22 protein-coding genes are annotated in these 21449 nt (G+C 61.1%); 5 read left to right on the forward strand and 17 right to left on the reverse strand.

The window, feature by feature from the left end; all coding sequences use genetic code 11:
• Window positions 1–289 precede the first annotated feature (289 nt).
• Genes AC3WR3_RS17405 through AC3WR3_RS17430 form a run of 6 tightly spaced genes read right to left on the reverse strand, consistent with a single transcriptional unit; the run spans window position 290 to window position 5108 of the window.
• Complete coding sequence (locus AC3WR3_RS17405) at window positions 290–1468, reverse strand: tetratricopeptide repeat protein (RefSeq protein ID WP_492292564.1); 1179 nt, start codon at window positions 1466–1468, stop codon at window positions 290–292.
• 2 nt (window positions 1469–1470) lie between these two features.
• A complete protein-coding gene (locus tag AC3WR3_RS17410; protein ID WP_139437173.1) occupies window positions 1471–2133 on the reverse strand; it encodes an energy transducer TonB in 663 nt (220 codons plus the stop codon).
• Complete coding sequence (locus AC3WR3_RS17415; protein WP_005326222.1) at window positions 2130–2531, reverse strand: ExbD/TolR family protein; 402 nt, start codon at window positions 2529–2531, stop codon at window positions 2130–2132. The genes AC3WR3_RS17410 and AC3WR3_RS17415 overlap by 4 nt, the downstream gene beginning before the upstream one ends.
• Complete coding sequence (locus AC3WR3_RS17420; protein WP_265435914.1) at window positions 2528–3058, reverse strand: MotA/TolQ/ExbB proton channel family protein; 531 nt, start codon at window positions 3056–3058, stop codon at window positions 2528–2530. Before AC3WR3_RS17420 ends, AC3WR3_RS17415 begins: the two co-directional genes overlap by 4 nt.
• Entirely contained in the window at window positions 3055–4350 is a 1296-nt protein-coding gene (locus AC3WR3_RS17425; protein ID WP_247627655.1) for a MotA/TolQ/ExbB proton channel family protein, read from the reverse strand. Before AC3WR3_RS17425 ends, AC3WR3_RS17420 begins: the two co-directional genes overlap by 4 nt.
• Entirely contained in the window at window positions 4347–5108 is a 762-nt protein-coding gene (locus AC3WR3_RS17430; RefSeq protein WP_492292567.1) for a DUF3450 domain-containing protein, read from the reverse strand. The genes AC3WR3_RS17425 and AC3WR3_RS17430 overlap by 4 nt, the downstream gene beginning before the upstream one ends.
• 212 nt (window positions 5109–5320) lie before the next feature.
• On the opposite strand from AC3WR3_RS17430, the gene AC3WR3_RS17435 reads away from it, so the two are divergent.
• The gene (locus tag AC3WR3_RS17435) at window positions 5321–6097 is read left to right on the forward strand and encodes a LuxR family transcriptional regulator (protein WP_005326226.1); all 777 of its coding nucleotides are present in this window, start codon (window positions 5321–5323) and stop codon (window positions 6095–6097) included.
• Between the two features lie 66 nt (window positions 6098–6163).
• On the opposite strand, the gene glmS is transcribed toward AC3WR3_RS17435, so the two are convergent.
• Both glmS and AC3WR3_RS17445 read right to left on the reverse strand, forming a co-directional pair.
• Entirely contained in the window at window positions 6164–7996 is a 1833-nt protein-coding gene (gene glmS, locus AC3WR3_RS17440) for a glutamine--fructose-6-phosphate transaminase (isomerizing) (protein ID WP_247627654.1), read from the reverse strand.
• Window positions 7997–8050: 54 nt separating this feature from the next.
• Window positions 8051–8824, reverse strand: coding sequence for a DeoR/GlpR family DNA-binding transcription regulator (locus tag AC3WR3_RS17445; protein ID WP_492292570.1), 774 nt, complete (start codon window positions 8822–8824; stop codon window positions 8051–8053).
• 123 nt (window positions 8825–8947) lie between these two features.
• On the opposite strand from AC3WR3_RS17445, the gene blrA reads away from it, so the two are divergent.
• From blrA to creD, 4 genes are all read left to right on the forward strand, one after another.
• The gene (blrA, locus tag AC3WR3_RS17450) at window positions 8948–9622 is read left to right on the forward strand and encodes a beta-lactam response regulator transcription factor BlrA (protein WP_205642820.1); all 675 of its coding nucleotides are present in this window, start codon (window positions 8948–8950) and stop codon (window positions 9620–9622) included.
• 34 nt (window positions 9623–9656) lie between these two features.
• Complete coding sequence (gene blrB, locus AC3WR3_RS17455; RefSeq protein ID WP_492292573.1) at window positions 9657–11093, forward strand: beta-lactam sensor histidine kinase BlrB; 1437 nt, start codon at window positions 9657–9659, stop codon at window positions 11091–11093.
• An 89-nt stretch (window positions 11094–11182) separates the two neighbouring features.
• Entirely contained in the window at window positions 11183–11977 is a 795-nt protein-coding gene (gene blaOXA, locus AC3WR3_RS17460; RefSeq protein WP_265435910.1) for a class D beta-lactamase, read from the forward strand.
• Between the two features lie 119 nt (window positions 11978–12096).
• Complete coding sequence (gene creD / locus AC3WR3_RS17465) at window positions 12097–13458, forward strand: cell envelope integrity protein CreD (RefSeq protein WP_492292575.1); 1362 nt, start codon at window positions 12097–12099, stop codon at window positions 13456–13458.
• A gap of 50 nt (window positions 13459–13508) precedes the next feature.
• Here the strand turns inward: creD and glmU are convergent, their stop codons facing one another.
• The 9 genes from glmU to atpB all read right to left on the reverse strand — a co-directional run bounded on the left by glmU (window position 13509) and on the right by atpB (window position 21448).
• Window positions 13509–14870 (reverse strand): bifunctional UDP-N-acetylglucosamine diphosphorylase/glucosamine-1-phosphate N-acetyltransferase GlmU, encoded by a 1362-nt coding sequence (glmU, locus tag AC3WR3_RS17470; RefSeq protein WP_492292577.1) that lies wholly within the window; start codon window positions 14868–14870, stop codon window positions 13509–13511.
• 93 nt (window positions 14871–14963) lie between these two features.
• Entirely contained in the window at window positions 14964–15392 is a 429-nt protein-coding gene (locus tag AC3WR3_RS17475; protein ID WP_025328862.1) for a F0F1 ATP synthase subunit epsilon, read from the reverse strand.
• Window positions 15393–15410: 18 nt separating this feature from the next.
• Entirely contained in the window at window positions 15411–16799 is a 1389-nt protein-coding gene (gene atpD, locus AC3WR3_RS17480; protein WP_041206630.1) for a F0F1 ATP synthase subunit beta, read from the reverse strand.
• A gap of 33 nt (window positions 16800–16832) precedes the next feature.
• Window positions 16833–17699, reverse strand: a complete 867-nt coding sequence (gene atpG / locus AC3WR3_RS17485; RefSeq protein ID WP_041206629.1) for a F0F1 ATP synthase subunit gamma — start codon at window positions 17697–17699, stop codon at window positions 16833–16835.
• Window positions 17700–17741: 42 nt separating this feature from the next.
• Window positions 17742–19283 carry a F0F1 ATP synthase subunit alpha gene (atpA, locus tag AC3WR3_RS17490; protein WP_005326253.1) on the reverse strand — a complete coding sequence of 514 codons (1542 nt, stop codon included), beginning with the start codon at window positions 19281–19283 and terminating at the stop codon, window positions 17742–17744.
• Between the two features lie 15 nt (window positions 19284–19298).
• Window positions 19299–19832, reverse strand: coding sequence for a F0F1 ATP synthase subunit delta (gene atpH / locus AC3WR3_RS17495; RefSeq protein WP_139437155.1), 534 nt, complete (start codon window positions 19830–19832; stop codon window positions 19299–19301).
• A 13-nt stretch (window positions 19833–19845) separates the two neighbouring features.
• A complete protein-coding gene (atpF, locus tag AC3WR3_RS17500; protein ID WP_139437153.1) occupies window positions 19846–20316 on the reverse strand; it encodes a F0F1 ATP synthase subunit B in 471 nt (156 codons plus the stop codon).
• A 51-nt stretch (window positions 20317–20367) separates the two neighbouring features.
• Complete coding sequence (gene atpE / locus AC3WR3_RS17505) at window positions 20368–20607, reverse strand: F0F1 ATP synthase subunit C (protein ID WP_010672265.1); 240 nt, start codon at window positions 20605–20607, stop codon at window positions 20368–20370.
• A gap of 58 nt (window positions 20608–20665) precedes the next feature.
• Window positions 20666–21448 carry a F0F1 ATP synthase subunit A gene (gene atpB / locus AC3WR3_RS17510; RefSeq protein ID WP_025328868.1) on the reverse strand — a complete coding sequence of 261 codons (783 nt, stop codon included), beginning with the start codon at window positions 21446–21448 and terminating at the stop codon, window positions 20666–20668.
• Window position 21449: the final 1 nt, after the last annotated feature.

Below are 21449 nucleotides of genomic sequence, written 5' to 3' on the forward strand. Positions count from 1 at the left end.
GTGAGTGCCCACACAGATTGCTTGATTCAAATTGTTAAAGAGCGTCACGCTTATCGCGTTGAGGAGGCGCATCTTACACTCCTCACTTCGAAAGTCAAGCGGTTGTTTTCGCTTTTCTTTCGGCGCCCACTTCGCTAGGAAGCTGGCTCATCAGTCCGACGTGTTCCGCCGTGCTGGTAGGGGCGCATTATAGGGAGCCGCGCCGGGATGACAAGGGCTTTTTGTAAAAACGCGTTCGTTTGCTGAAAAAGCAGGCTGAACCTCATGAAATGCGAGTTTTAGCTCCGTTTCATGCCGCTTTTTTGTTCACTCCATCGGTCTGGGACTGAATGTAGTTGACCCAGCTGGTCGCCCGCTGTTGCCAGTTGTCCTGCTGTTGCAGCTCGCGAGCCAGCTCCAGCGCCTGGGCATACTGCTCCTTATTAAGATGTGCCTGCACCAGCAGTGCCTTGGCTCTGTTGCCCTGCTCACCCTTGGCTGACTTCATGGCCACCAGCTGGGTCATGGCGGCTTCTGTCTTGCCTTGTTGCAGCAACAGCTCGGCGACGCGCATAGCCGCCTTGGGCTGGGCATGCTGTTTGGCGAGCTGTTGCCAGCTATCTACCGCCTTGGGCCACTCGCGGGCACCTTCCCACAACTGGGCCAGCAGTTGCTGGTTCTCGGCACTCCCCTTCATCTGTCCCTTGGCCATGGCCGCTTCCAGCAGACGGGCGCCACGATAGGGCAGCCCCTGCCAGGCATAGAGCCGGATCAGCTGGTCGCGGGCGGCGGCATCATCCATCAGTTTTCTATCGATGGCGGTCTGCAACAGCGCCAGCGCCTGGTCCCCGCGCTTGGCGGAGAGGTTGAGGGATACCGCCTGCTGCCACCACTTGCTCTCTTTCGGTTCGTGGCGGATCAGCTCTTCCGCCTGATCCGCCGCCACCCCATAACGTTGCAGGGCAGTGAGGGCGGAGAGGCGAATGATCGCCGTCTGCTTGTGCCAGCCTTTCTTCAGCAACTGCTCGCTCTGGCTGACCGCCTCGCCATATTGCTTGTTGTGGTAATAGAGGCCGGCCAGGCGCAGACGCAAGGCATCGTCGGACTTGAGTGCCAGTGCGGCCTTGTAGCTGGCGATGGCGCCTGACCAGTTGGATTGCTGCGCCTGGATATCCCCACGCAGACGCAGCAACTGGAGCTGCTGCTGCTCGGGCCACTCTTTATAGGCCAGCGCCTGCTCCACGTAGCGACTCGCCTGTGCAGTCTGCTGCAGGTTGGCCGCCAGTGAAGCCTGCAACTGGGCCAGCCAGGCGCGCTCGGCATCGGAGCCAGGCTTGAGCCCGGTCGCCTTGTTCTGGGCCTGTTGCCACTGACCCGACTGATAGAGCTTCATCACGGGCTCCAGCTGACGGGAGAAATGAGGGCTCACTTCCATGGCCAGACAGGCTTGGCTGACCAGGGCCAGCAGACAGATCCAGATCCGCAACATGGTTACGACTCCAATTTGAATTTGAGATTGATGGTTTGCACCAGCTTGTCGGTGGCACCCGGTCTTGGCTGGTAGCGCCACTTGCTGACAGCCTGAATCGCCGCCCGCTCGAACTGCCGCTTGGGTTTGGCGTCGATCACTTCCACATCCTGTACCCGCCCCTCGGCATCGACGCTAAAGCGCAGGGTCACCGAGCCTTCTATGCCGGCCTGCTGGGCCCGATAGGGATAGACGGGTTCGACCCGCTGCAAGGGGGTCAGCATGTCGCCGACCCCTATGCCCGCGCCTTGGGACTGACCATGGAAGTTGCCGCTCGCCACCGGGGTGGGGCTGGTTGCGACCCCGGGGGCAGATACCTGCACCGCGCTCAGGCTGGATACCAGATCCAGGCTGGGCTGCACCGAGGGCAGCGGCGCCGCCGCCGGCATGGGCATTGGTGTGGACGCCAGGGCGGCGGGAGGCTCCGGCAAGGGTTCCGGCTCCTGGGGTACCGGGCGCTCGCGCACCTGCACCTCGTTCACCTCGGTCTGCATATTGATGACGATGGCTTTCTGCTCGGACGAGGCCTTCTCTCCCCGGGGAGGTTCCACCAGCGTGGCCATGAACAGCAGGATCCCCAGGCTGAGGGCAATCCCCAGCCCCAGGCTCATCAGCTTGAACTTCATTTCGGCGCCACCGCCACGGCGATATTGGCGATGCCTGCCGCCTTGGCCTCATCCATCACCCTCACCACCTTGCCATGGGGCACCCGCTCATCGGCCTGGATCACCAGGCTGGCCTCGGGCTGCTCCGACAGCAGGCGGGCCAGGCTGGCCTGCACCCGCTCCACATCCACCTGTTTGCGGTCGAGGAAGATCTGCCCCTGAGCCCCGATCGCCAGCATGATGCTGGAGGACTTCTGCGCCTTGGCCTGGCTCGCCTGGGGCCTGTGCACCTCTAGCCCGGCTTCCCGTACGAAGGAGGTGGTCACGATGAAGAAGATCAGCATGATGAACACGATATCCAGCATGGGGGTCATGTCGATCTGCACTTCATCACGTTGGCGTTTGGATTGCCGTCTCATTGCATTACCTTCTCTTCTCGCAGGCCGTCCCGGGTCTTGGCCAGCGCACGCTTGGCCTGGCTCTCGAGACGACTGAGTAACAACACGCCGGAGAGCGCCACCACCATGCCTGCCATGGTGGGGATGGTGGCGCGGGAGATCCCGCCCGCCATGCTCTCCGGGTTAAAGCGGTTGGCGGCGGCCAACGCATCGAATACGCCTATCATGCCGGTCACAGTGCCGAGCAGGCCCAGCATGGGGCAGAGCACCACCAGGGTGCGGATGAAGATGAGATGGCGGTTGAGCTCGAGTTCGGCCTCGGCCAGCCAGCGGCTGCGGATCGCCTTGGCGTGCCAGCTGTGGCGCTCGCTGCGCCCCTGCCAGCGGCCGAACAGCTGCTGCTGCAGCGGGCCGAAGCCCAGGTTGAGGTAGAGCAACCGCTCGATCATCAGAATCCACATCAGCACCAGCAAGGCCAGGATGACCCAGAGCACGGGGCCGCCACGGCCCATGAAGCTCTGCAACTGTTGCCAGATGTCGACCATCATGCCACCCGCTCCATCCCGTCCCCGTTATTCTCGGCCCGCTCGGCCAGAATGCCGGCGACCTGCTGCTCCAGCACGTTGGAGAGCTCGGTGAAACGGGATTGCAGCAGGCTGTGGGCCAGGATCAGCGGAATGGCGGCCACCAGCCCCTGTACCGTGGTGATCAGCGCCATGGAGATGCCGCCCGCCATGATCTTGGGATCGCCGGTACCGAACTGGGTGATGGCCTGGAAGGTGCCTATCATACCGGTCACGGTGCCGAGCAGCCCCAGCATGGGGGCGATGGCCGCGATCACCTTGACCATGCCGATGCCACGCTCCATCCGGGGCGTCTCCTGCAATATGGCCTCGTCCAGCCTCAGTTCGAGGGTCTCCATGCTCAGCTCCGGGTGCTTGTCCGCCACCGTCAGCACTCGACCGAGGGCATTGTCGGCGTGGTATTCGCCGCTCTTCAGCTGGCGACGCACCAGGGTCAGTTCGCGGGAGAGGGTCCAGAGCCGCACGGCGGCAATGCCGAGGCCGATGGCGGCCAGCAGCACTATGATCGCGCCTACCTGGCCCCCTTGCTGGACTTGCTGCCAGAAGGTCGGTGCCTGGGCCTGCATCTCGAGCAGGACACCGTGGGAGGGATCCAGCGGCAACGCCTCGCCTTCCTTGCCCTGATAGGCGGTCAGCTCGGACAGCAAGCCGCCGGGCAGTCCCAGTACAGGGATCAGCCCTTCGCCGCTCGGTTGCAGGAAGCCTTCGCTGCCAAACAGCGCGAAGCTGCCGACCCGGGTCAGCGCCTGCTCACTGGCCGCGCCCTGGGCATTGAGCACCTTGCCATCGAACTGGACAACCCGACCCGACTCGCGAATCTCCTGCAGCAGGGTGGCGGGCAGCAGGGCAAGGGCGGCGCGATCCGGCACCTGCTTGTCCTGGGCCATGGCCTTCAAGGCTGTCAGGCGATCCGGATACTGGCCCTGCACCGAGGAGTCACCCAGCAGCTTGACCGCATCGCTGGCCCCCTGACGAGTCACCGCGAAGATCTCGTTCATGTCGCCGGAGGCCTGCTCCCAGCGGGTGTTGAGCTCGACCAGCTGCTTTTCATTGCTGGCAAACTGGCCGGCCAGCTCCTTGCTCAGGCGCTGAGCCTCGGCCAGTCTGGCGCGGGCACTGTGCAATTCGGTGGAGACAGACGCCAGATCCTGCTGTGCCTGTTGCTCGCGGGCCTGTTCCTGCTGCTGCCACTCTTCATTGGCAAGGGCCAGCTGGGAGCAGAGGGAGAGGGTGATCAGAAGGGGGAACCATTTCATGACTGAGCCTCCTGGCTACGCGCGACAGACAGGGGTACATGCAACAGTTGCGGGACTTTCTTGTCGGCCGCCATGTCCAGCGCATCGGCAAGGGGGGTGAGCCACTCGCTATCCAGCGGCAACCAGGTCTTGCTCTCGGCGGACCAGCGCCAGCCCTGGGTGCGATCGGCTGTCATGGCCAGCAGGGAGACGCGACCGAGCGCCAGCACATCGACCCGGCGCTCGGCACCATCCAGCGCCAGCTGGGCGGGATAGGTATCCATCCGGCTGCCGTATTCGGCTTCGATCTGGTAGGCCTGCAGCAGCTGGCGGAACTTCTCCGCCTCGCTCACGTCCGCCCGGGCCAGGGTCACCTTCAGCTGCTCGACCCGCGCCAGACGGTCCTCCTTGCGCAGGGGAATGTCGTCCTGCACCAGTTTTTCCAGATCCGCCTGCATCTGCAACATCAGCGGGATCAGGCCCTGACGGGTCTCCTGAACCGCTTCCAGCTGTTGAGTCAGCTTGCCCAGCTCATTCTGCTGATCGGCCACCAGAGACTGCATGTAGCGGTTGTAGGCTTCCAGATCCCGCAGTTGCAGCTGGGCATTTTGCAGCTCCAGCCGGGCGGCAACGGCGGCATCGGCCGCCTTTTCTACGCGCTGCTGGGAGGCTTTCCCATCCGCGATGCTGTTTTTCAGTGCGGGCGCGACCAGATCGTCTGCCGAGGCGACGAAATGAACGGCCAATGGCAACAAGGCCAGACCCCAGATCTTTTTCATGGTACACAATCTTAACAATGATAACTATTCTCATTGTCTCAAAGAGTGGGGTCAGTGGCAATCAGATGATTTTCTTGGCCTGTGGCTGAAAAAACAGGATACTTTTTAGACAAGCACGGGAACAACTGGCGTTGGTAGTCACAACACCATTTTAAATAACTAAAAAATGTCTTTTCGATCAGGATGATAAGTGGTCGAAAAAGGAGACTTACATGTTTAACGATGCGATCTGGGAACACATAGATCGGTTCACCAAGGCCAAGAAAACCAGCGACATCCAGCAACAACTGGAGCGCTTCAGCCATCAGATGGGATTTGATTACTTCAGGTTGCTGATCATTTTCCCCATCAGTATGCAGAAATCACACGTGGCCTTGTTCAACAACTGCCCGACCAGCTGGTTTGATGCCTACACGGAGCGGCACTACCTGACCCAGGATCCTGTGGTCTTCCTGGGCCTGAAGCAGACCCAGCCCATCTTCTGGAACAAGCTCGACTGCGACTCCCCCTGGCTGCCCAGCGCCAGCCGGGAAGTGATGAACCTCGCCGCCGACTTTGGCGTGCGAAACGGTGTCTCCTTCCCGCTGCACACCCCTCAGGGGGAACACGGCATCCTCTCCTTCATCAGCAAGGAAAGGTCCAACTCTGACCTGATGTTTGAAAACGTTCCCATGCTCTCATTTTGTGCCAGCTACATCTTCAACGCGGCGCTGCAGCTGATAAAGAGCAGGCCGGACCTGATGAAGCATCTGGCCGAGCTGTCGGATCGGGAGAAGGAGTGCCTGTTCTGGGCCAGCGAGGGCAAGACCTCCTGGGAGATAGCCACCATACTCGGCATCAGCGAGCGCACCGTGAACTTCCACCTCAATCAGGTCACCAACAAGACGGATTCGAAGAACCGCAACCAGGCGATCGCCAAGAGCATCTCCAGCGGCATCATAGTGCCCTCGCTGGACGATGTGACCATCACCAACCTGCGGCTGTCATAACGGCAACCCCGCCAGCCAAACAAAAAGAGCCGCAACAGCGGCTCTTTTTTCATGTCTGACAACGACTTATTCCACGGTCACGGATTTCGCCAGGTTGCGCGGCTGATCCACGTCGGTGCCCTTGATGAGGGCGACGTGGTAGGAGAGCAGCTGCAACGGCACCGTATAGACGATGGGGGCAATCATCTCTTCCACGTGATTCAGGCTCATCACCCGCATGGTCTCGTCGCTCTTGAAGCCGGCGTCCGCATCGGCGAACACATAGAGGATACCGCCACGGGCGCGCACCTCTTCCACGTTGGACTTCAGCTTCTCCAGCAGATCGTTGTTCGGCGCCACAACTATGATGGGCATCTCGGCATCGATCAGTGCCAGCGGGCCGTGCTTGAGCTCACCGGCGGCATAGGCCTCGGCGTGGATGTAGGAGATCTCTTTCAGCTTGAGCGCCCCCTCCATGGCGATGGGGTACTGGCTGCCACGGCCGAGGAAGAGGCTGTGATGCTTGTCGGCAAACTCTTCGGCCAGGGTCTCGATCTGCTTGGCCAGGGCCAGGCTCTCCTTGATGCGCAGCGGCAGGGCCTGCAGCGCCTTGACCAGTTCGGCCTCGGCCTCGGCGCTCAGGTTGCCACGGCAGTGACCGACGGAGGCCACCAGCATCAGCAGGCCGGCCAGCTGGGTGGTGAAGGCCTTGGTGGAGGCGACGCCAATCTCAGCCCCGGCCCGGGTCATGAAGGCCAGATCCGATTCCCGCACCAGGGAGGAGCCCGGCACGTTGCAGATGGCGAGCGAGCTCATGTAGCCGGACTCCTTGGCCAGGCGCAAGGCCGCCAGGGTGTCGGCGGTCTCGCCGCTCTGGGAGAGGGTCACCAGCAGGCTGTTGGGGCGCACCACGGACTTGCGATAGCGGAACTCGGAGGCGATCTCCACGTCGCAGGAGACGCCGGCGATTTCCTCGAACCAGTAGCGGGCCACCATGCCGGAGTTGTAGGAGGTGCCGCAGGCCACGATCTGGACATGCTCCACCTTGTCGAAGATGGCACGGGCGCCGTTGCCGAAGGACTCGACCACCACGTGATCCGTGCCCAGACGGCCTTCCAGGGTGTTGGTGATGGCCTTGGGCTGCTCGTAGATCTCTTTGAGCATGTAGTGGCGGTACTCGCCCTTGTCACCGGCGTCGTGGGAGAGCTCGGACTCCAGCTCCTCGCGCACCACGGCATTGCCGTCGGTGTCGAAGATGTGCACGTCGCGGCGGGTCACCTCGGCCACGTCACCCTCTTCCAGGAAGATGAAGCGGCGGGTCACCGGCAGCAGGGCCATCTGATCGGAGGCGATGAAGTTCTCGCCGATGCCGCGACCAATCACCAGAGGCGAGCCGGAGCGGGCCACCACCACGCGGCTGTCGTCACGGCTGTCCATCACCACTGTGCCGTAGGCACCGCGCAACTGCTTCACCGTGACCTGCATGGCCGCCAGCAGGCTGGGGGCGGATTTCAGCTCGTGGTGCACCAGGTGGGCGATCACCTCGGTGTCGGTGTCCGAGGTGAACTCGTAGCCCATGCCCTGCAGCTGGCTGCGCAGCTCTTCGTGGTTCTCTATGATGCCGTTGTGCACCACGACGATATGCTCGGAGACATGGGGGTGGGCATTGCGCTCGGACGGCTCGCCGTGGGTCGCCCAGCGGGTGTGGGCTATGCCGGTGCCGCCATGGACGGACTGCTCCTCCAGTGCCTTGGCCAGCTCGGCCACCTTGCCGAGGCGACGCACCCGCTGCAGCGGCTGGTTGGCGCTGAACACGGCCACACCGGCGGAGTCATAGCCGCGGTATTCCAGACGGCGCAGGCCTTCTACCAGGATTTCAGCCACATCACGTTGGGCCACAGCCCCGACGATGCCACACATAGACTTCTCCTTGAAATGTAAGACGTTAATTCGATTGGATAATAGATGTTTGGGTCAAACCGCCACGGGGGCGCAGATCAGTGCTATCCCCCGGGCCTGGATCTGTGCTTTGGCCTCGTCGTCCAGCCCCTCGTCGGTCACCAGGGTATGGATGCTGGACCAGGGCAGCTCGAGATTGGGAATCTTGCGGCCTATCTTCTCCGACTCCACCATGACGATGACCTCGCGGGACACCTCGGCCATTACCCGGGAGAGGCCCACCAGCTCGTTGAAGGTGGTGGTGCCCCGCTCCGGGTCTATGCCGTCGGCGCCGATGAACAGCTGGTCGAAGTCATAGGAGCGCAACACCTGCTCCGCCACCTGTCCCTGGAAGGATTCGGAGTGGGGATCCCAGGTGCCGCCGGTCATCAGCAAGGTGGGCTCGTTCTCAAGCTCGCGCAGGGCACCGGCCACGTTGAGGGAGTTGGTCATCACGATGAGGCCGCGCTTGCTGCCCAGCATGGGGATCATGGCGCTGGTGGTGCTGCCGCTGTCGATGATGACGCGGTTGTGATCGCGGATGCGCTCGGCGGCGGCACGGGCGATGGCCAGCTTTCGTTTCGAAACTTGATCCGGGTTGCTGTCCACCACCATCTCGCTCGGCAGAGGCACGGCACCACCGTAACGGCGCAGCAGCAGACCGCCGGTCTCCAGCACCGCCAGATCCTTGCGGATGGTCACTTCCGAGGTGGAGAAGTGCTTGGCCAGGGCATCGACGCTGACTTCGCCCTGTTCCTGCACCAGGGTCACTATGGTGTGACGGCGCTGTTGAGTGTTGCGTTTGGTCATCTTAAAGTTTCGATTCGAAAGAATGGCGAAATATTAATACCTTTTTGGGAAAAATCAAACGGCAAATAGGATCCGATTTGGTTCGATGCCAGAATGGTCAGGCCGATTTGTGACGAGGACGCCATGCAAAAACGAGTCATCTGGCTGGTGGAAGATGAGGCCAGCATTGCCGACACCCTGATCTATGCCCTGCAGACCGACGGTTTCGAGGTGGAGTGGTTCCCCCTCGGCCAGCCGTTGCTGGCGCGACTGGAACAGTCGCGCCCGGACTTTCTGATCCTGGATGTAGGCTTGCCGGACATCAGCGGCTTCGAGCTGTGCAAGCAGGTGCGGGCCCTGACCGACACTCCCCTGATGTTTCTCACCGCCCGCAGCGAGGAGATAGACAGATTGATCGGGCTGGAGATAGGGGCAGACGACTATGTGGCCAAACCCTTCTCGCCGCGGGAGGTGTGCGCCAGGGTGAGGGTGATACTGCGCCGCAGCCAGCCGAGCGCTCCCCAGCCCAGCGCCCTGCTGGCACTGGACGAGGAGCGGGCCCGCATCTGCTTCCACGGTCAGCCTTTGACCCTCACCCGCTACGAATACCTGCTGCTCAAGACCCTCATGCAGGCACCGGGCCGGGTCTACTCCCGCCAGCAGCTGATGGACCTGGTGTGGAGCGGGGCCGAAGAGAGCCTGGATCGCACCGTCGACACCCACATCAAGACCCTGCGGGCCAAGCTGCGGGAGCGGGACTCCGAGGCCAATCTGATCCTGACCCATCGCGGGCTGGGCTACAGCCTGGAGCTGGCATGAACTCAGGGATGCCGGGCACCGGCCGGGGGATGAGATGAGAATCGGATTGCAACTGCTGTGCGGCCTGGTGCTCATCTTCGCCCTGGCCGCCTGGTTCGTGCTGGAGATCTTCGTCGAGGAGATCAAACCCGGGGTGCGCAGCGCCACCGAGGATACCCTGGTGGACATGGCCCAGCTGCTGGCCCCCCTGGCCCTGGACGATCTGCAGGAGGGGAGGATGGCGGATGGCCGGCTGGCCAGCGCCTTCGCCCGCCTCAACCAGAGCCCCATCAACGCCCTGATCGACGGTCACCTCAAGCAGCAGGCGGAGTACCGCATCTATGTGGTCGATGCCAAAGGCAAGGTGGTCTATGACTCGGACGGGGTGGATCTGGGCAAGGACTATTCCCGCTGGAACGACGTCTACCGCACCCTGCGCGGGGAGTATGGCGCCCGCAGCACCCGCAGCGATCCCGACGATCCCGCCAGCTCTGTGATGCACGTGGCCGCCCCCCTGCGCGAGGGGGACGAGATCCTGGGTTCCCTCACGGTCGCCAAGCCCAACCGCACCCTGCTGCCCATGATAGAGCGAAGCGAGCACCAGCTGTTGCAGGGAGCGGCCCTGCTGCTGTTCATCTCGCTGCTGATCGGCGCCCTGCTGGTGTGGTGGCTCACCCGCGCCATCGGCAAGCTGGTGCACTATGCCGATGCGGTCAGCCAGGGCCAGCCCGCCAGCCTGCCGAGGCTCCACAGCCCGGAGTTGGACCGGCTCGGCCACTCCCTCGAGACCATGCGCCGCCAGCTGGACGGCAAATCCTACATCGAAGCCTATGTGCACAGCCTGACCCACGAGCTCAAAAGCCCGCTGGCCGCCATCCGCGGGGCAGGGGAGATCCTCGCCGAGGCGCCGCCCCCCGAGGTGGCGCGGCGCTTTATCGGCAACATCAATCTGGAGACGGCCCGCATGCAGCAACTGATCGAGCGCATGCTGCAGCTCGCACGTCTCGAATCCGGGCAGGGGCTGGACAGACAGGCCACAGCCCCCGCCACGCTGGGCAGGCGGGCTCTGGATGCCCGCCAGATAGTCGCTGCCCGTCGTCAGGTGGCCCTGGGGGCAGAGCTCGCCGACGCCCCCAGGCAGAAGTGGGATCCCCTGCTGGTGGAGCAGGCACTGGGCAACCTGCTGGACAACGCCCTCGACTTCTCACCCGCCGGGGGTCACATCCGGCTGAGTGGCGCCATGGAGGAGGGGGGCTACTGCTTCCGGGTACGGGATCAGGGGCCCGGCATCCCGGACTATGCGCTGCCGCGGATCTTCGAGCGCTTCTACTCCCTGCCAAGACCCGACAAGGGCAAGAGCAGCGGCCTCGGGCTCAGCTTTGCCGCCGAGGTGGCGCGCCAGCACGGCGGCCGGCTGACCCTGGGCAACCAGCCTGAAGGCGGGGTGCTGGCCAAACTCTGGCTGCCTGCCGGCCAGAAGACTTCACACTGAACACACAGAGCCGGGCTAAGCTGCGCCTCCTCGGATAGGGTCCCGCCCGGACCCGTCTGCCCGCGTTCTGATGAATCAAGGAGATGTTCATGTCCCGCATTCTGTTGTCCGGCCTGCTTGCCGCCGGCCTCTTCTGTGCCTTGCCCGCCAGCGCCACCACGGGCTGCCTGCTGTTCGCCGATGGCAGCGGCAAGCCCCTCAGCACCCAGGGTGACTGCGCCAGCCAGCTGACGCCCGCCTCCACCTTCAAGATACCCCTCGCGCTGATGGGCTATGAGAGCGGCTTCCTGGTGGATGAACAACTGCCCGCCCTGCCATTCAAAGCCGGTGACCCTGACTTCCTGCCGGAATGGAAGCAGACCACCACCCCGAGCAACTGGATGAAGTTCTCGGTGATCTGGTACTCCCAACGCCTCACCGAGTGGCTGGGAGAGGCGCGCTTCCAGCAATACGTCGACCGCTTCGACTACGGCAACCGGGAGTTGTCGGGCAACCCGGGCAAGCACGACGGCCTGACCCAGGCCTGGCTCAGCTCCAGCCTCGCCATCAGCCCCCAGGAGCAGGCCCGCTTCCTCGGCAAGCTGGTGAGCGGCAAGCTGCCGGTCTCCGCCGAGGCGGTGCGCCGCACCAGCACTCTGCTGCGTCAGCCCGACATCGATGGCTGGCAGATCCACGGCAAGACCGGCATGGGCTATCCCAAGCTGCTGGATGGCAGCCTCAACCGGGATCAGCAGATCGGCTGGTTCGTCGGCTGGGCCAGCAAGCAGGACAAGAAGCTCATCTTCGTGCACACAGTGGTACAAAAACCCGGCAAGCAGTTCGCGTCCCTCAGGGCAAAGGAAGAGGTGTTTGCCGCCTTGCCAGCAGAGCTGAAGAAACTCTGATCCCCAACCGGCGCCAGGCGCCGGTTTTTTTTTATCCTCCTTCACTCCCACTTCACAGGGCCCCATCCCCGCTTCACCCGACCAGGGCACAGTCGACCCCATCAACAAGGAGAGGCGTCATGGTCAAACAGATATTCACCCACAAGATAACGCTGCTGCTGTTGCTCAGCCTGCTGCTGATGATCCCGGTTCACTCCATCATGGAGCTGAACCGGGAGCGCCAGGCCTACCGCAGCCAGGCCATCCACAGCATCATGGCCAGCAGCAGCGGTCCGCAGCGCTTGCTGGGGCCTGTGCTGGTGCAACCCTATACCCGGGCCGTCACCGTCGAGCAGGATGGCAAGCGCTTCGTGCGCGAGGAGCGGGTCTATCGCTACCTGCTGCCGGACAGGCTGGATGTGCGGGCCAGTATGGAGGTCACCCCGCGCAAGCTCGGCATCTATCAGGCCCAGGTCTATCACGGCCGGCTCTCCCTCTCCGGCCGCTTGCCGGCCAGCCTGGCCGACAAGGCGCTGGTGGCCGGCAACCCGGATCTCAGCTTCGACGCCGCGGATCCCGCCCTGATCCCGGGCAAGCCCTACCTCAGCCTGGTGCTGTCCGATGCTCGCGGCATCAGCAGCGTGCCCGAGCTGCAGCTGGGGGAGCGGCGCATTCCGTTCGCCCCCGGTGCCTTGCTGGGTGACGGTCTGGCCGGCATCCATGCTCCGCTCGACAGCCTGCCCGGGGAAGATGGTCGCTTTCACATCGAGCTGAACCTGCAGGGCATGAACGCACTCGAGGTGGTGCCGATCGGCCAGGACAGCAGGTTCAACCTGAGTGGCAACTGGCCCCATCCCAACTTCATCGGCGATTTTCTGCCCGGCAACCGCACCCTGAACGATCAGGGGTTCGACGCCAGCTGGCAGACCAGCTGGTTTGCCACCGACATGGAGCGGCGCTTCACCCGCATGATGAAGGGGGCGGGGGCCGAGTTGCCGACCTTCAGCGTCAGCCTGGTGCAGCCGGTGGATCACTACCAGCTGAACGAGCGGGCCGCCAAGTACGCCCTGCTGTTCATCGGCCTCACCTTCCTCAGCTTCTTCATGTTCGAGCTGCTCAGGGGGCTGCGGGTACACCCGATCCAGTACGCCCTGGTGGGCATGGGGCTGGCCATCTTCTATCTGGTGCTGTTGGCGCTGACCGAGCACCTCGGCTTTGGCTGGGCTTATCTGATTGCCAGCCTCGCCAGCGTGTCGCTCAACGGCTTCTACCTCAGCCATGTGCTGGGGGGGCCGCGTCAGGGCCTCGGCTTCGCGGCCCTGCTCGGGCTGGTCTACGCCATACTGTTCGGGCTGCTGCAAGCCGAGGAGATAGCCCTGCTGCTCGGCGCCCTGCTGCTGTTCGCCATCCTGGCGCTGGTCATGGTGCTGACCCGCAAGCTGGACTGGTATGGGATGATGGGCAACCCGCCCCCTTCTCCAGCCCCGGACCAGGAGAGCTGAAAACAAAACCGGCGCCCTCAGGGCGCCGGTTTCATTTCATTGATCGGGCATCACTTCTTCTTGACCGGGCGGGCCCAGTTCTTGATGTGGCGCTGGGGCACCCGGGTGATCACCAGCTCGTGCTCGGCCACATCCTTGGTGATGGTGGAACCCGCCCCCAGGGTCGCCCCCTTGCCGATGCGCACCGGTGCCACCAGCTGGGTATCGGAGCCGACGAAGACGTCATCCTCTATGATGGTCTGGAACTTGTTCACCCCATCATAATTACAAGTGATGGTGCCGGCACCGATATTCACCTTGGCGCCGATGTCCGCATCCCCCAGGTAGGTCAGGTGACCACACTTGGAACCGACCCCGAGCCGGGATTTCTTCATCTCGACGAAGTTGCCGACATGGGCATCCTGCTCCAGCACGGCACCCGGACGCAGACGGGCGAAGGGGCCGACCGAGCACTGATCCGCCACCAGGGCACCCTCAATGACGGAGTAGGGTTTCACCTCGCTGTGATCGCCAATCTCGCAATCCTTCAGCACGGCGCCGGCACCTATGCGCACATGGTTGCCGAGCTTGACCTTGCCCTCGATGATGACGTTGACGTCGATCACCACCTCCTCCCCGATCTCCAGGGTGCCGCGCAGATCGAAGCGGGCCGGATCGATCAGGGTGACCCCGGCGATCATCAGCTTCTCGGCCTGCATCTGCTGATAGCTGCGCTCGAGGGCCGCCAGCTGGACCCGGTTGTTGGCCCCTTCCACCTCCATGGCGCTGTCCGGATGGACGGCGGCGATGAGGCAGCCATCCCCATGAGCCATGGCGATCACGTCGGTCAGATAGAACTCCCCCTGGGCGTTCTTGTTGTCCAGGCGCGACAGCCAGCCGCTCAGCTGGGCGCCATTGGCCACCAGCACACCGGTATTCACCTCGCGGATGGCGAGCTGTTCGGCACTGGCATCCTTCTGCTCGACGATGCCGACCACCTGGCCGTTTTCCCGCACTATGCGGCCGTAGCCGGTGGGGTTGTCCAGCACCACGGTCAGCAGCGCCATGCCGTCGTCGGCCTTGGCAGCCAGCAGCCGTTGCAGGGTCTCGGGCTGGATCAGCGGAGTGTCGCCGTAGAGCACTAGTACGTCATCCTCATCCTGCCAGAACGGGATCGCCTGGGCGACCGCATGGCCGGTGCCCAGCTGCTGCGCCTGCAACACCCAGTTGAGATCCGGGGCGGCGATCCGCTCCTTGAGCAGCTCGGCGCCGTGGCCATAGACCAGGTGCAGTTGCTCGGCACCTATCTGGCGGGCGGTGTCGATCACATGGGACACCATGGGTTTGTTGGCGACAGGGTGCAGCACCTTGGGCAGAACGGAACGCATGCGAGTACCTTTACCCGCAGCCAGGATCACGACGTTGAGAGACATAGCCAGCCTTTGAAACATGAGGAAATGCTCGGCGGAGTCTATCCAACGGGCAAAAAAAAAGCGACCCGAAGGTCGCTTTTTGCATCACCGTGATTAGCGGTAATTCTTTTTGACGATATCGATAACCCGCAGCTGGGCCATTGCTTTGGCCAGCTCGGCAGACGCCTGAGCATAGTCGATATCACCATGGGAGCTGCTGATCCGCTCTTCGGCACGACGCTTGGCTTCCTGGGCTTTCGCCTCATCCAGGTCATCGGCACGAATGGCGGTATCGGCCAGCACGGTCACGGCTTCGGGTTGTACTTCCAGCATGCCGCCGGAGATGTACAGCACCTCTTCGCTACCATTTTGCTTGATCAAGCGGACCAGGCCCGGCTTGATGGCAGTCAGCAACGGAGCATGACCGTGGCGGAGACCCAGCTCACCCTCGGAGCCTGTTACCTGGGCAGATTGCACGCGACCGGAAAACAGTTTCCCTTCGGCGCTCACTACATCCAGGTGAAATGAGATCATCTCAGCCATGGGCCCTCCTATCGAGGCTTACAGTTTCTTGGCTTTCTCGACGACTTCGTCGATACCGCCAACCATGTAGAACGCCTGCTCGGGCAGATCGTCATACTCGCCTTTCAGGATGCCCTGGAAACCGCGAATGGTCTCTTTCAGCGGCACGTACTTGCCGGAAGAACCGGTAAATACTTCGGCCACAAAGAACGGCTGGGACAGGAAACGCTCGATCTTACGGGCACGGGATACGGTCAGTTTGTCTTCTTCTGACAGTTCATCCATACCCAGGATGGCGATGATGTCCTTCAGCTCCTTGTAGCGCTGCAGCACGATCTGCACACCACGAGCGGTCTCATAGTGATCCTTGCCAACCACCAGCGGATCCAGCTGACGGGAGGTGGAGTCCAGCGGGTCAACGGCCGGGTAGATACCCAGTGCCGCGATCTGACGGGACAGAACTATGGTCGCATCCAGGTGGGCGAAGGTGGTCGCCGGAGACGGGTCGGTCAAGTCATCCGCAGGCACGTAAACGGCCTGGACTGAGGTGATGGAACCGGTCTTGGTGGAGGTGATACGTTCTTGCAGAACACCCATCTCCTCGGCCAGGGTCGGCTGGTAACCTACTGCGGACGGCATACGGCCCAGCAGTGCGGATACCTCGGTACCGGCCAGGGTGTAACGGTAGATGTTGTCCACGAAGAACAGCACGTCACGACCCTCGTCACGGAACTTCTCGGCCATGGTCAGACCGGTCAGCGCCACGCGCAGACGGTTTCCGGGCGGCTCGTTCATCTGACCGTATACCAGAGATACTTTGTCCAGTACGTTGGACTCCATCATCTCGTGGTAGAAGTCGTTACCCTCACGGGTACGCTCACCCACACCGGCGAATACAGAGTAACCACTGTGTTCGATCGCGATGTTACGGATCAGCTCCATCATGTTGACGGTCTTGCCTACACCGGCACCACCGAACAGACCGACCTTACCACCCTTGGCGAACGGACAAACCAGGTCGATAACCTTGATGCCGGTCTCCAGCAGCTCGGCGCTGTTGGACTGATCTTCGTAGCTGGGGGCTTCGCGGTGGATGGACCAACGCTCTTCTTCGCCGATCGGACCCTTCTCGTCGATGGGCTCGCCCAGTACGTTCATGATACGACCCAGGGTCGAGGTACCAACCGGTACCTGGATGGCCTTGCCGCTGTTAACTACTTCCAACCCACGACGCAGACCGTCGGAGGAACCCATGGTGATGCAACGAACGACGCCGCCGCCGATCTGTTGCTGAACTTCCAGTACCAGACCCTGGCCTTGGCCTTCGCTGATGACTTTCAGTGCATCGTACACCTGGGGCACGGCATTCTGCGGGAACTCGATGTCCACTACAGCGCCGATGATTTGGACGATGAAACCGTTACTCATGTCAAATCCTCTAAACCTTTGATAACCCTTGCCTTACACCGCAGCAGCACCGGATACGATCTCTGTCAGTTCCTGGGTAATACTGGCCTGACGGGCCTTGTTGTACACCAGTTGCAGATCGTTAATCAGGTTGCCGGCGTTGTCAGTCGCGGCTTGCATGGCAACCATTCGGGCTGCCTGTTCACTTGCCAAGTTTTCTACCACGCCCTGGTACACCTGGGATTCGACGTAGCGAATCAACAGGGTATCCAGCAGCTGCTTGGGATCCGGCTCATAGAGGTAATCCCAGTGGTGTTTCTTGGCGAGCTTGCTGTCTTCTGTTACGGGCAAAGGCAGCAGTTGATCGACTTTTGGTTGCTGAACCATGGTGTTGACGAACTTGTTGTACACCAGATACAGCCTGTCAATCTCACCGTTGTCGTAAGCCTTCAGCATGACCTTGACTGAACCAATCAGGTCATTGACGCTCGGGTTGTCACCCAGTCCGGAGACATGGGCTTTCACCTTGGCGCCGTGCCGTTCAAAGAAGTTGGAGGCTTTGCTACCGATCAGTGCCAGGTCAACCTTGGCACCTTTCGCGCTCCATTGCTTCATATCGTTGAGGGCAGCTTTGAACAGGTTGATGTTCAGGCCGCCACACAGGCCACGGTCGGTGGAGACGACGATGTAACCCACTCGCTTGACCTCACGTTCGATGAGGTAGGGGTGCTTGTATTCCAAGTTCCCCTGAGCGATATGGCCGATCACCTTGCGCATGGTTTCAGCGTACGGACGGCTGGCAGACATGCGTTCCTGCGCACGGCGCATCTTGCTGGCTGCCACCATTTCCATAGCGCTGGTGATCTTCTGAGTGTTCTTCACACTCCCGATCTTGTTACGTATCTCTTTTGCGCCGGCCATCTCTTCTCTCCATCAGGTGGCAGCTTGCGCTGCCACACACGCTTACCAGGTCTGGGTTGCCTTGAAGCTATCCAGCAACGCAGTCAGCTTGCCAACGATCGCGTCGTTGTAGTCGGCCTTGGCATTGATTTCAGCCATCAGCTCGGCATGCTGGGTATTGGCGTAAGAGAGCAGAGCGGCTTCGAAGTCGACGATCTTGCTCAGTTCGACATCGGCGAGGTAGCCCTTCTCGGCGGCGAACAGCACCAGAGACTGGTGAGCCACGCTCATCGGAGAGTACTGCTTCTGCTTCATCAGCTCGGTCACTTTCTGACCGTGATCCAGCTGCTTGCGAGTCGCATCGTCCAGATCGGAAGAGAACTGGGCGAAAGCCGCCAGCTCACGATACTGGGCCAGCGCGGTACGGATACCACCGGACAGCTTCTTGACGATCTTGGTCTGAGCGGCACCGCCCACACGGGATACGGAGATACCCGGGTCAACCGCCGGACGAATACCGGAGTTGAACAGCTGAGTGGTCAGGAAGATCTGGCCATCGGTGATGGAGATCACGTTGGTCGGAACGAACGCAGACACGTCGCCAGCCTGGGTTTCGATGATCGGCAGCGCGGTCAGAGAACCGGTCTGGCCAGTCACGGCACCCTTGGTGAACTTCTCAACGTACTCGACGTTGACGCGGGAAGCACGCTCCAGCAGACGGGAGTGCAGATAGAAGACGTCGCCCGGGTAAGCTTCACGTCCTGGCGGACGGCGCAGCAGCAGGGAGATCTGGCGATAGGCTACGGCCTGCTTGGACAGGTCATCATAGATGATCAGCGCGTCTTCACCGCGGTCACGGAAGTACTCACCCATGGAGCAACCGGCATAGGGAGCCAGGTACTGCAGGGCAGCAGCTTCGGAGGCGGAGGCGACGACCACTATGGTGTTGGCCAGGGCGCCGTGCTCTTCCAGCTTGCGCACCACGTTGGCGATGGTGGAGGCCTTCTGGCCAATCGCAACGTAGACGCACTTAATGCCGGAGTCTTTCTGGTTGATTATGGTGTCGATCGCGATGGCGGTCTTACCAACCTGACGGTCACCGATGATCAGCTCACGCTGGCCACGACCGATGGGGATCATGGCATCGATGGCTTTCAGACCGGTCTGGACTGGCTGGTCAACAGACTTACGCTCGATAACGCCCGGGGCAATGACTTCGATCGGCGAATAGCCGTCGTTGTCTACCGGACCCTTACCGTCGATCGGCTGACCCAGGGTGTTGACCACCCGGCCCAACAGACCACGACCGACCGGCACTTCCAGAATACGGCCGGTACCCTTTACTTTCATCCCTTCAGCCAGGTTGGCATAGGGACCCATGACAACGGCACCAACGGAGTCACGCTCCAGGTTCAATGCCAGAGCGAAGCGGTTACCCGGCAGCTCGATCATTTCACCCTGCATGGCATCGGCCAGACCGTGGATACGAATGATACCGTCACTCACAGAGACGATGGTACCTTCGTTACGCGCTTCGCTTTTGACATCAAACTGCGCAATGCGCTGCTTGATCAGCTCGGCGATTTCAGTGGAATTCAGTTGCATGCTCTAATACCCCAATCAAGATTGCAGCGCGTCGGCCATGCGATCCAGCTTACCGCGGACCGTGCCGTCGATAACCAGATCACCGGCCTTGATGAGCACCCCGGCCATCAAGGACGCATCTGTGCTGCAATTCAGCTTCACTTTGCGCGCGAGACGTTGTTCCAGAGAAGCCTGAATAGCGGCCTTCTGCTGGTCGGTCAGTTCGATCGCCGAAATCACGTCAGCCTGAACTTCTTTGTCCAGTTCAGCCTTGAGCGCGACATATTCAGCAACGACAGCCGGCAGCACACCCAAGCGACCATTCTCAGCCATCACCCGGATCAGGTTCTGACCATGCTCGTTGAGCTGCTCACCGCAGACACCGACAAACAGATTTGCCAGTTCTTCGGCGGCCACGGAGCCGTTTACCAGGTCATGGATGGTCTCGTTCTCTGCCACTTGTGCGGCGAAACCGAGCATCTCCAGCCATTGGTCAACCGCCTTGTGCTCAACGGCAAACTCGAAAGCAGCCTTGGCGTAGGGGCGAGCGATTGTAGTCAGTTCAGACATAGCCCCGTTCCCGTTACAGTTCTGCTACCAGTTTGTCGACGATGTCGCTGTTGGCAGCCTGGTCGATTTGGCGTGCCAGGATCTTCTCTGCACCCGCGATGGCAAGAGCAGCAACCTGCTTGCGCAGTTCTTCTTTGGCACGATGACGTTCAGCTTCGATCTCTGCACGGCCCTGAGCCAGGATTTTTTCCCGCTCTGCTTGAGCTCCGACAGCGGCTTCATCAATGATCTGGGCCTTGCGTTTGTTGGCCTGATCGATGATTTCAGCAGCCTGAAGCTTGGCTTCTTTCAGCTGATCGGTGGCGTTGGCCTTGGCCAAATCCAGATCTTTCTTGGCACGTTCGGCAGAAGAGAGACCATCAGCAATTTCTTTCTGACGGGCTTCGATGGCAGCGATCAGCGGCGGCCATACGTACTTCATGCAAAACACTACGAAGATGAAAAAAGCAACTGCTTGGCCGAGGAGGGTGGCGTTGATATTCACAGCCGATGTCCTCTTAAGTTAGTTAATGGGTTCTGCGTGAGTCGTGACGACTTAGGCAACCGCAAACATCACATACAGACCCAGACCAACGGCGATCATCGGGATCGCATCCACCAGACCCATGACGATGAAGAACTGGGTACGCAGAACAGGGATCAGGTCCGGTTGACGAGCAGCACCTTCCAGGAACTTGCCACCCAGGATACCGATACCGATGGAGGCGCCGATAGCCGCCAGACCCATCATCATTGCAGCAGCGATGTACAGCAGGTCCATGTTCAAGTTTTCCATGAGGATCTCCATTTATTTAGATGTAATTGATTGTATAAAAAGGATTATTTGAGTTGCATCAACCATGGTCTTCTTGCGCCATCGACAGATAGACGATGGTCAGAACCATGAAGATAAACGCCTGCAAAGTGATGATCAGGATGTGGAAAATTGCCCAAGGCACGGACAGGATCCACTGTGACCACCAGGGTAACAAACCCGCAATCAGGATAAAGATCAGTTCGCCAGCATACATGTTGCCGAACAGTCGCAGACCCAATGAAACAGGCTTGGAAATCAACGTGACGGTTTCAAGGATGAAGTTAACCGGGATGGCAGCGGGATGGTTGAAAGGCTGAAGCGTCAGCTCCTTCACGAATCCACTGATACCCTTGACCTTGATGCTGTAGTACAGGATCAAGAAGAACACGCCCAAAGCCATGGACATGGTGATGTTAACGTCAGCAGAGGGAACCACACGCAGATAGGGAACACCCATCAACTGTGCAGCGTGAGGGATAAAGTCAACGGGGATCAGATCCATGAAGTTCATCAGGAAGATCCAGACAAACACTGTCAGTCCCAGCGGTGCGATGACCGGGTTCCGACCATGGAAGATGTCTTTGACGTTACCATTCACAAACTCGACCAGCATCTCCACAAAGCACTGCAGTTTACCGGGCACACCGCTGGTGGCCTTGACGGCTACACGGCGGAACGACCAGATAAACAGGGCGCCTAGCAAGACGGAAAATATCATTGAGTCGATATTCACCGTCCAGAACCCGGACCCGACTTGCAGGTGGGTCAGGTGGTGGGAGATATATCCCTGAGGAGTCAGGACTTCTCCGGTTGCAGACATG

This window comes from Aeromonas sp. EU05-FHT14A05, from assembly GCF_058791175.1.

Excerpts from the sequence above, each read along its gene's own strand:
- AC3WR3_RS17405 (WP_492292564.1), bottom strand. The coding sequence starts at position 1,468 with ATGTTGCGGATCTGGATCTGTCTGCTGGCCCTGGTCAGCCAAGCCTGT.
- AC3WR3_RS17410 (WP_139437173.1), bottom strand. The coding sequence starts at position 2,133 with ATGAAGTTCAAGCTGATGAGCCTGGGGCTGGGGATTGCCCTCAGCCTG.
- AC3WR3_RS17415 (WP_005326222.1), bottom strand. The coding sequence starts at position 2,531 with ATGAGACGGCAATCCAAACGCCAACGTGATGAAGTGCAGATCGACATG.
- AC3WR3_RS17420 (WP_265435914.1), bottom strand. The coding sequence starts at position 3,058 with ATGATGGTCGACATCTGGCAACAGTTGCAGAGCTTCATGGGCCGTGGC.
- AC3WR3_RS17425 (WP_247627655.1), bottom strand. The coding sequence starts at position 4,350 with ATGAAATGGTTCCCCCTTCTGATCACCCTCTCCCTCTGCTCCCAGCTG.
- AC3WR3_RS17430 (WP_492292567.1), bottom strand. The coding sequence starts at position 5,108 with ATGAAAAAGATCTGGGGTCTGGCCTTGTTGCCATTGGCCGTTCATTTC.
- AC3WR3_RS17435 (WP_005326226.1), top strand. The coding sequence starts at position 5,321 with ATGTTTAACGATGCGATCTGGGAACACATAGATCGGTTCACCAAGGCC.
- glmS (WP_247627654.1), bottom strand. The coding sequence starts at position 7,996 with ATGTGTGGCATCGTCGGGGCTGTGGCCCAACGTGATGTGGCTGAAATC.
- AC3WR3_RS17445 (WP_492292570.1), bottom strand. The coding sequence starts at position 8,824 with ATGACCAAACGCAACACTCAACAGCGCCGTCACACCATAGTGACCCTG.
- blrA (WP_205642820.1), top strand. The coding sequence starts at position 8,948 with ATGCAAAAACGAGTCATCTGGCTGGTGGAAGATGAGGCCAGCATTGCC.
- blrB (WP_492292573.1), top strand. The coding sequence starts at position 9,657 with ATGAGAATCGGATTGCAACTGCTGTGCGGCCTGGTGCTCATCTTCGCC.
- blaOXA (WP_265435910.1), top strand. The coding sequence starts at position 11,183 with ATGTCCCGCATTCTGTTGTCCGGCCTGCTTGCCGCCGGCCTCTTCTGT.
- creD (WP_492292575.1), top strand. The coding sequence starts at position 12,097 with ATGGTCAAACAGATATTCACCCACAAGATAACGCTGCTGCTGTTGCTC.
- glmU (WP_492292577.1), bottom strand. The coding sequence starts at position 14,870 with ATGTCTCTCAACGTCGTGATCCTGGCTGCGGGTAAAGGTACTCGCATG.
- AC3WR3_RS17475 (WP_025328862.1), bottom strand. The coding sequence starts at position 15,392 with ATGGCTGAGATGATCTCATTTCACCTGGATGTAGTGAGCGCCGAAGGG.
- atpD (WP_041206630.1), bottom strand. The coding sequence starts at position 16,799 with ATGAGTAACGGTTTCATCGTCCAAATCATCGGCGCTGTAGTGGACATC.
- atpG (WP_041206629.1), bottom strand. The coding sequence starts at position 17,699 with ATGGCCGGCGCAAAAGAGATACGTAACAAGATCGGGAGTGTGAAGAAC.
- atpA (WP_005326253.1), bottom strand. The coding sequence starts at position 19,283 with ATGCAACTGAATTCCACTGAAATCGCCGAGCTGATCAAGCAGCGCATT.
- atpH (WP_139437155.1), bottom strand. The coding sequence starts at position 19,832 with ATGTCTGAACTGACTACAATCGCTCGCCCCTACGCCAAGGCTGCTTTC.
- atpE (WP_010672265.1), bottom strand. The coding sequence starts at position 20,607 with ATGGAAAACTTGAACATGGACCTGCTGTACATCGCTGCTGCAATGATG.
- atpB (WP_025328868.1), bottom strand. The coding sequence starts at position 21,448 with ATGTCTGCAACCGGAGAAGTCCTGACTCCTCAGGGATATATCTCCCAC.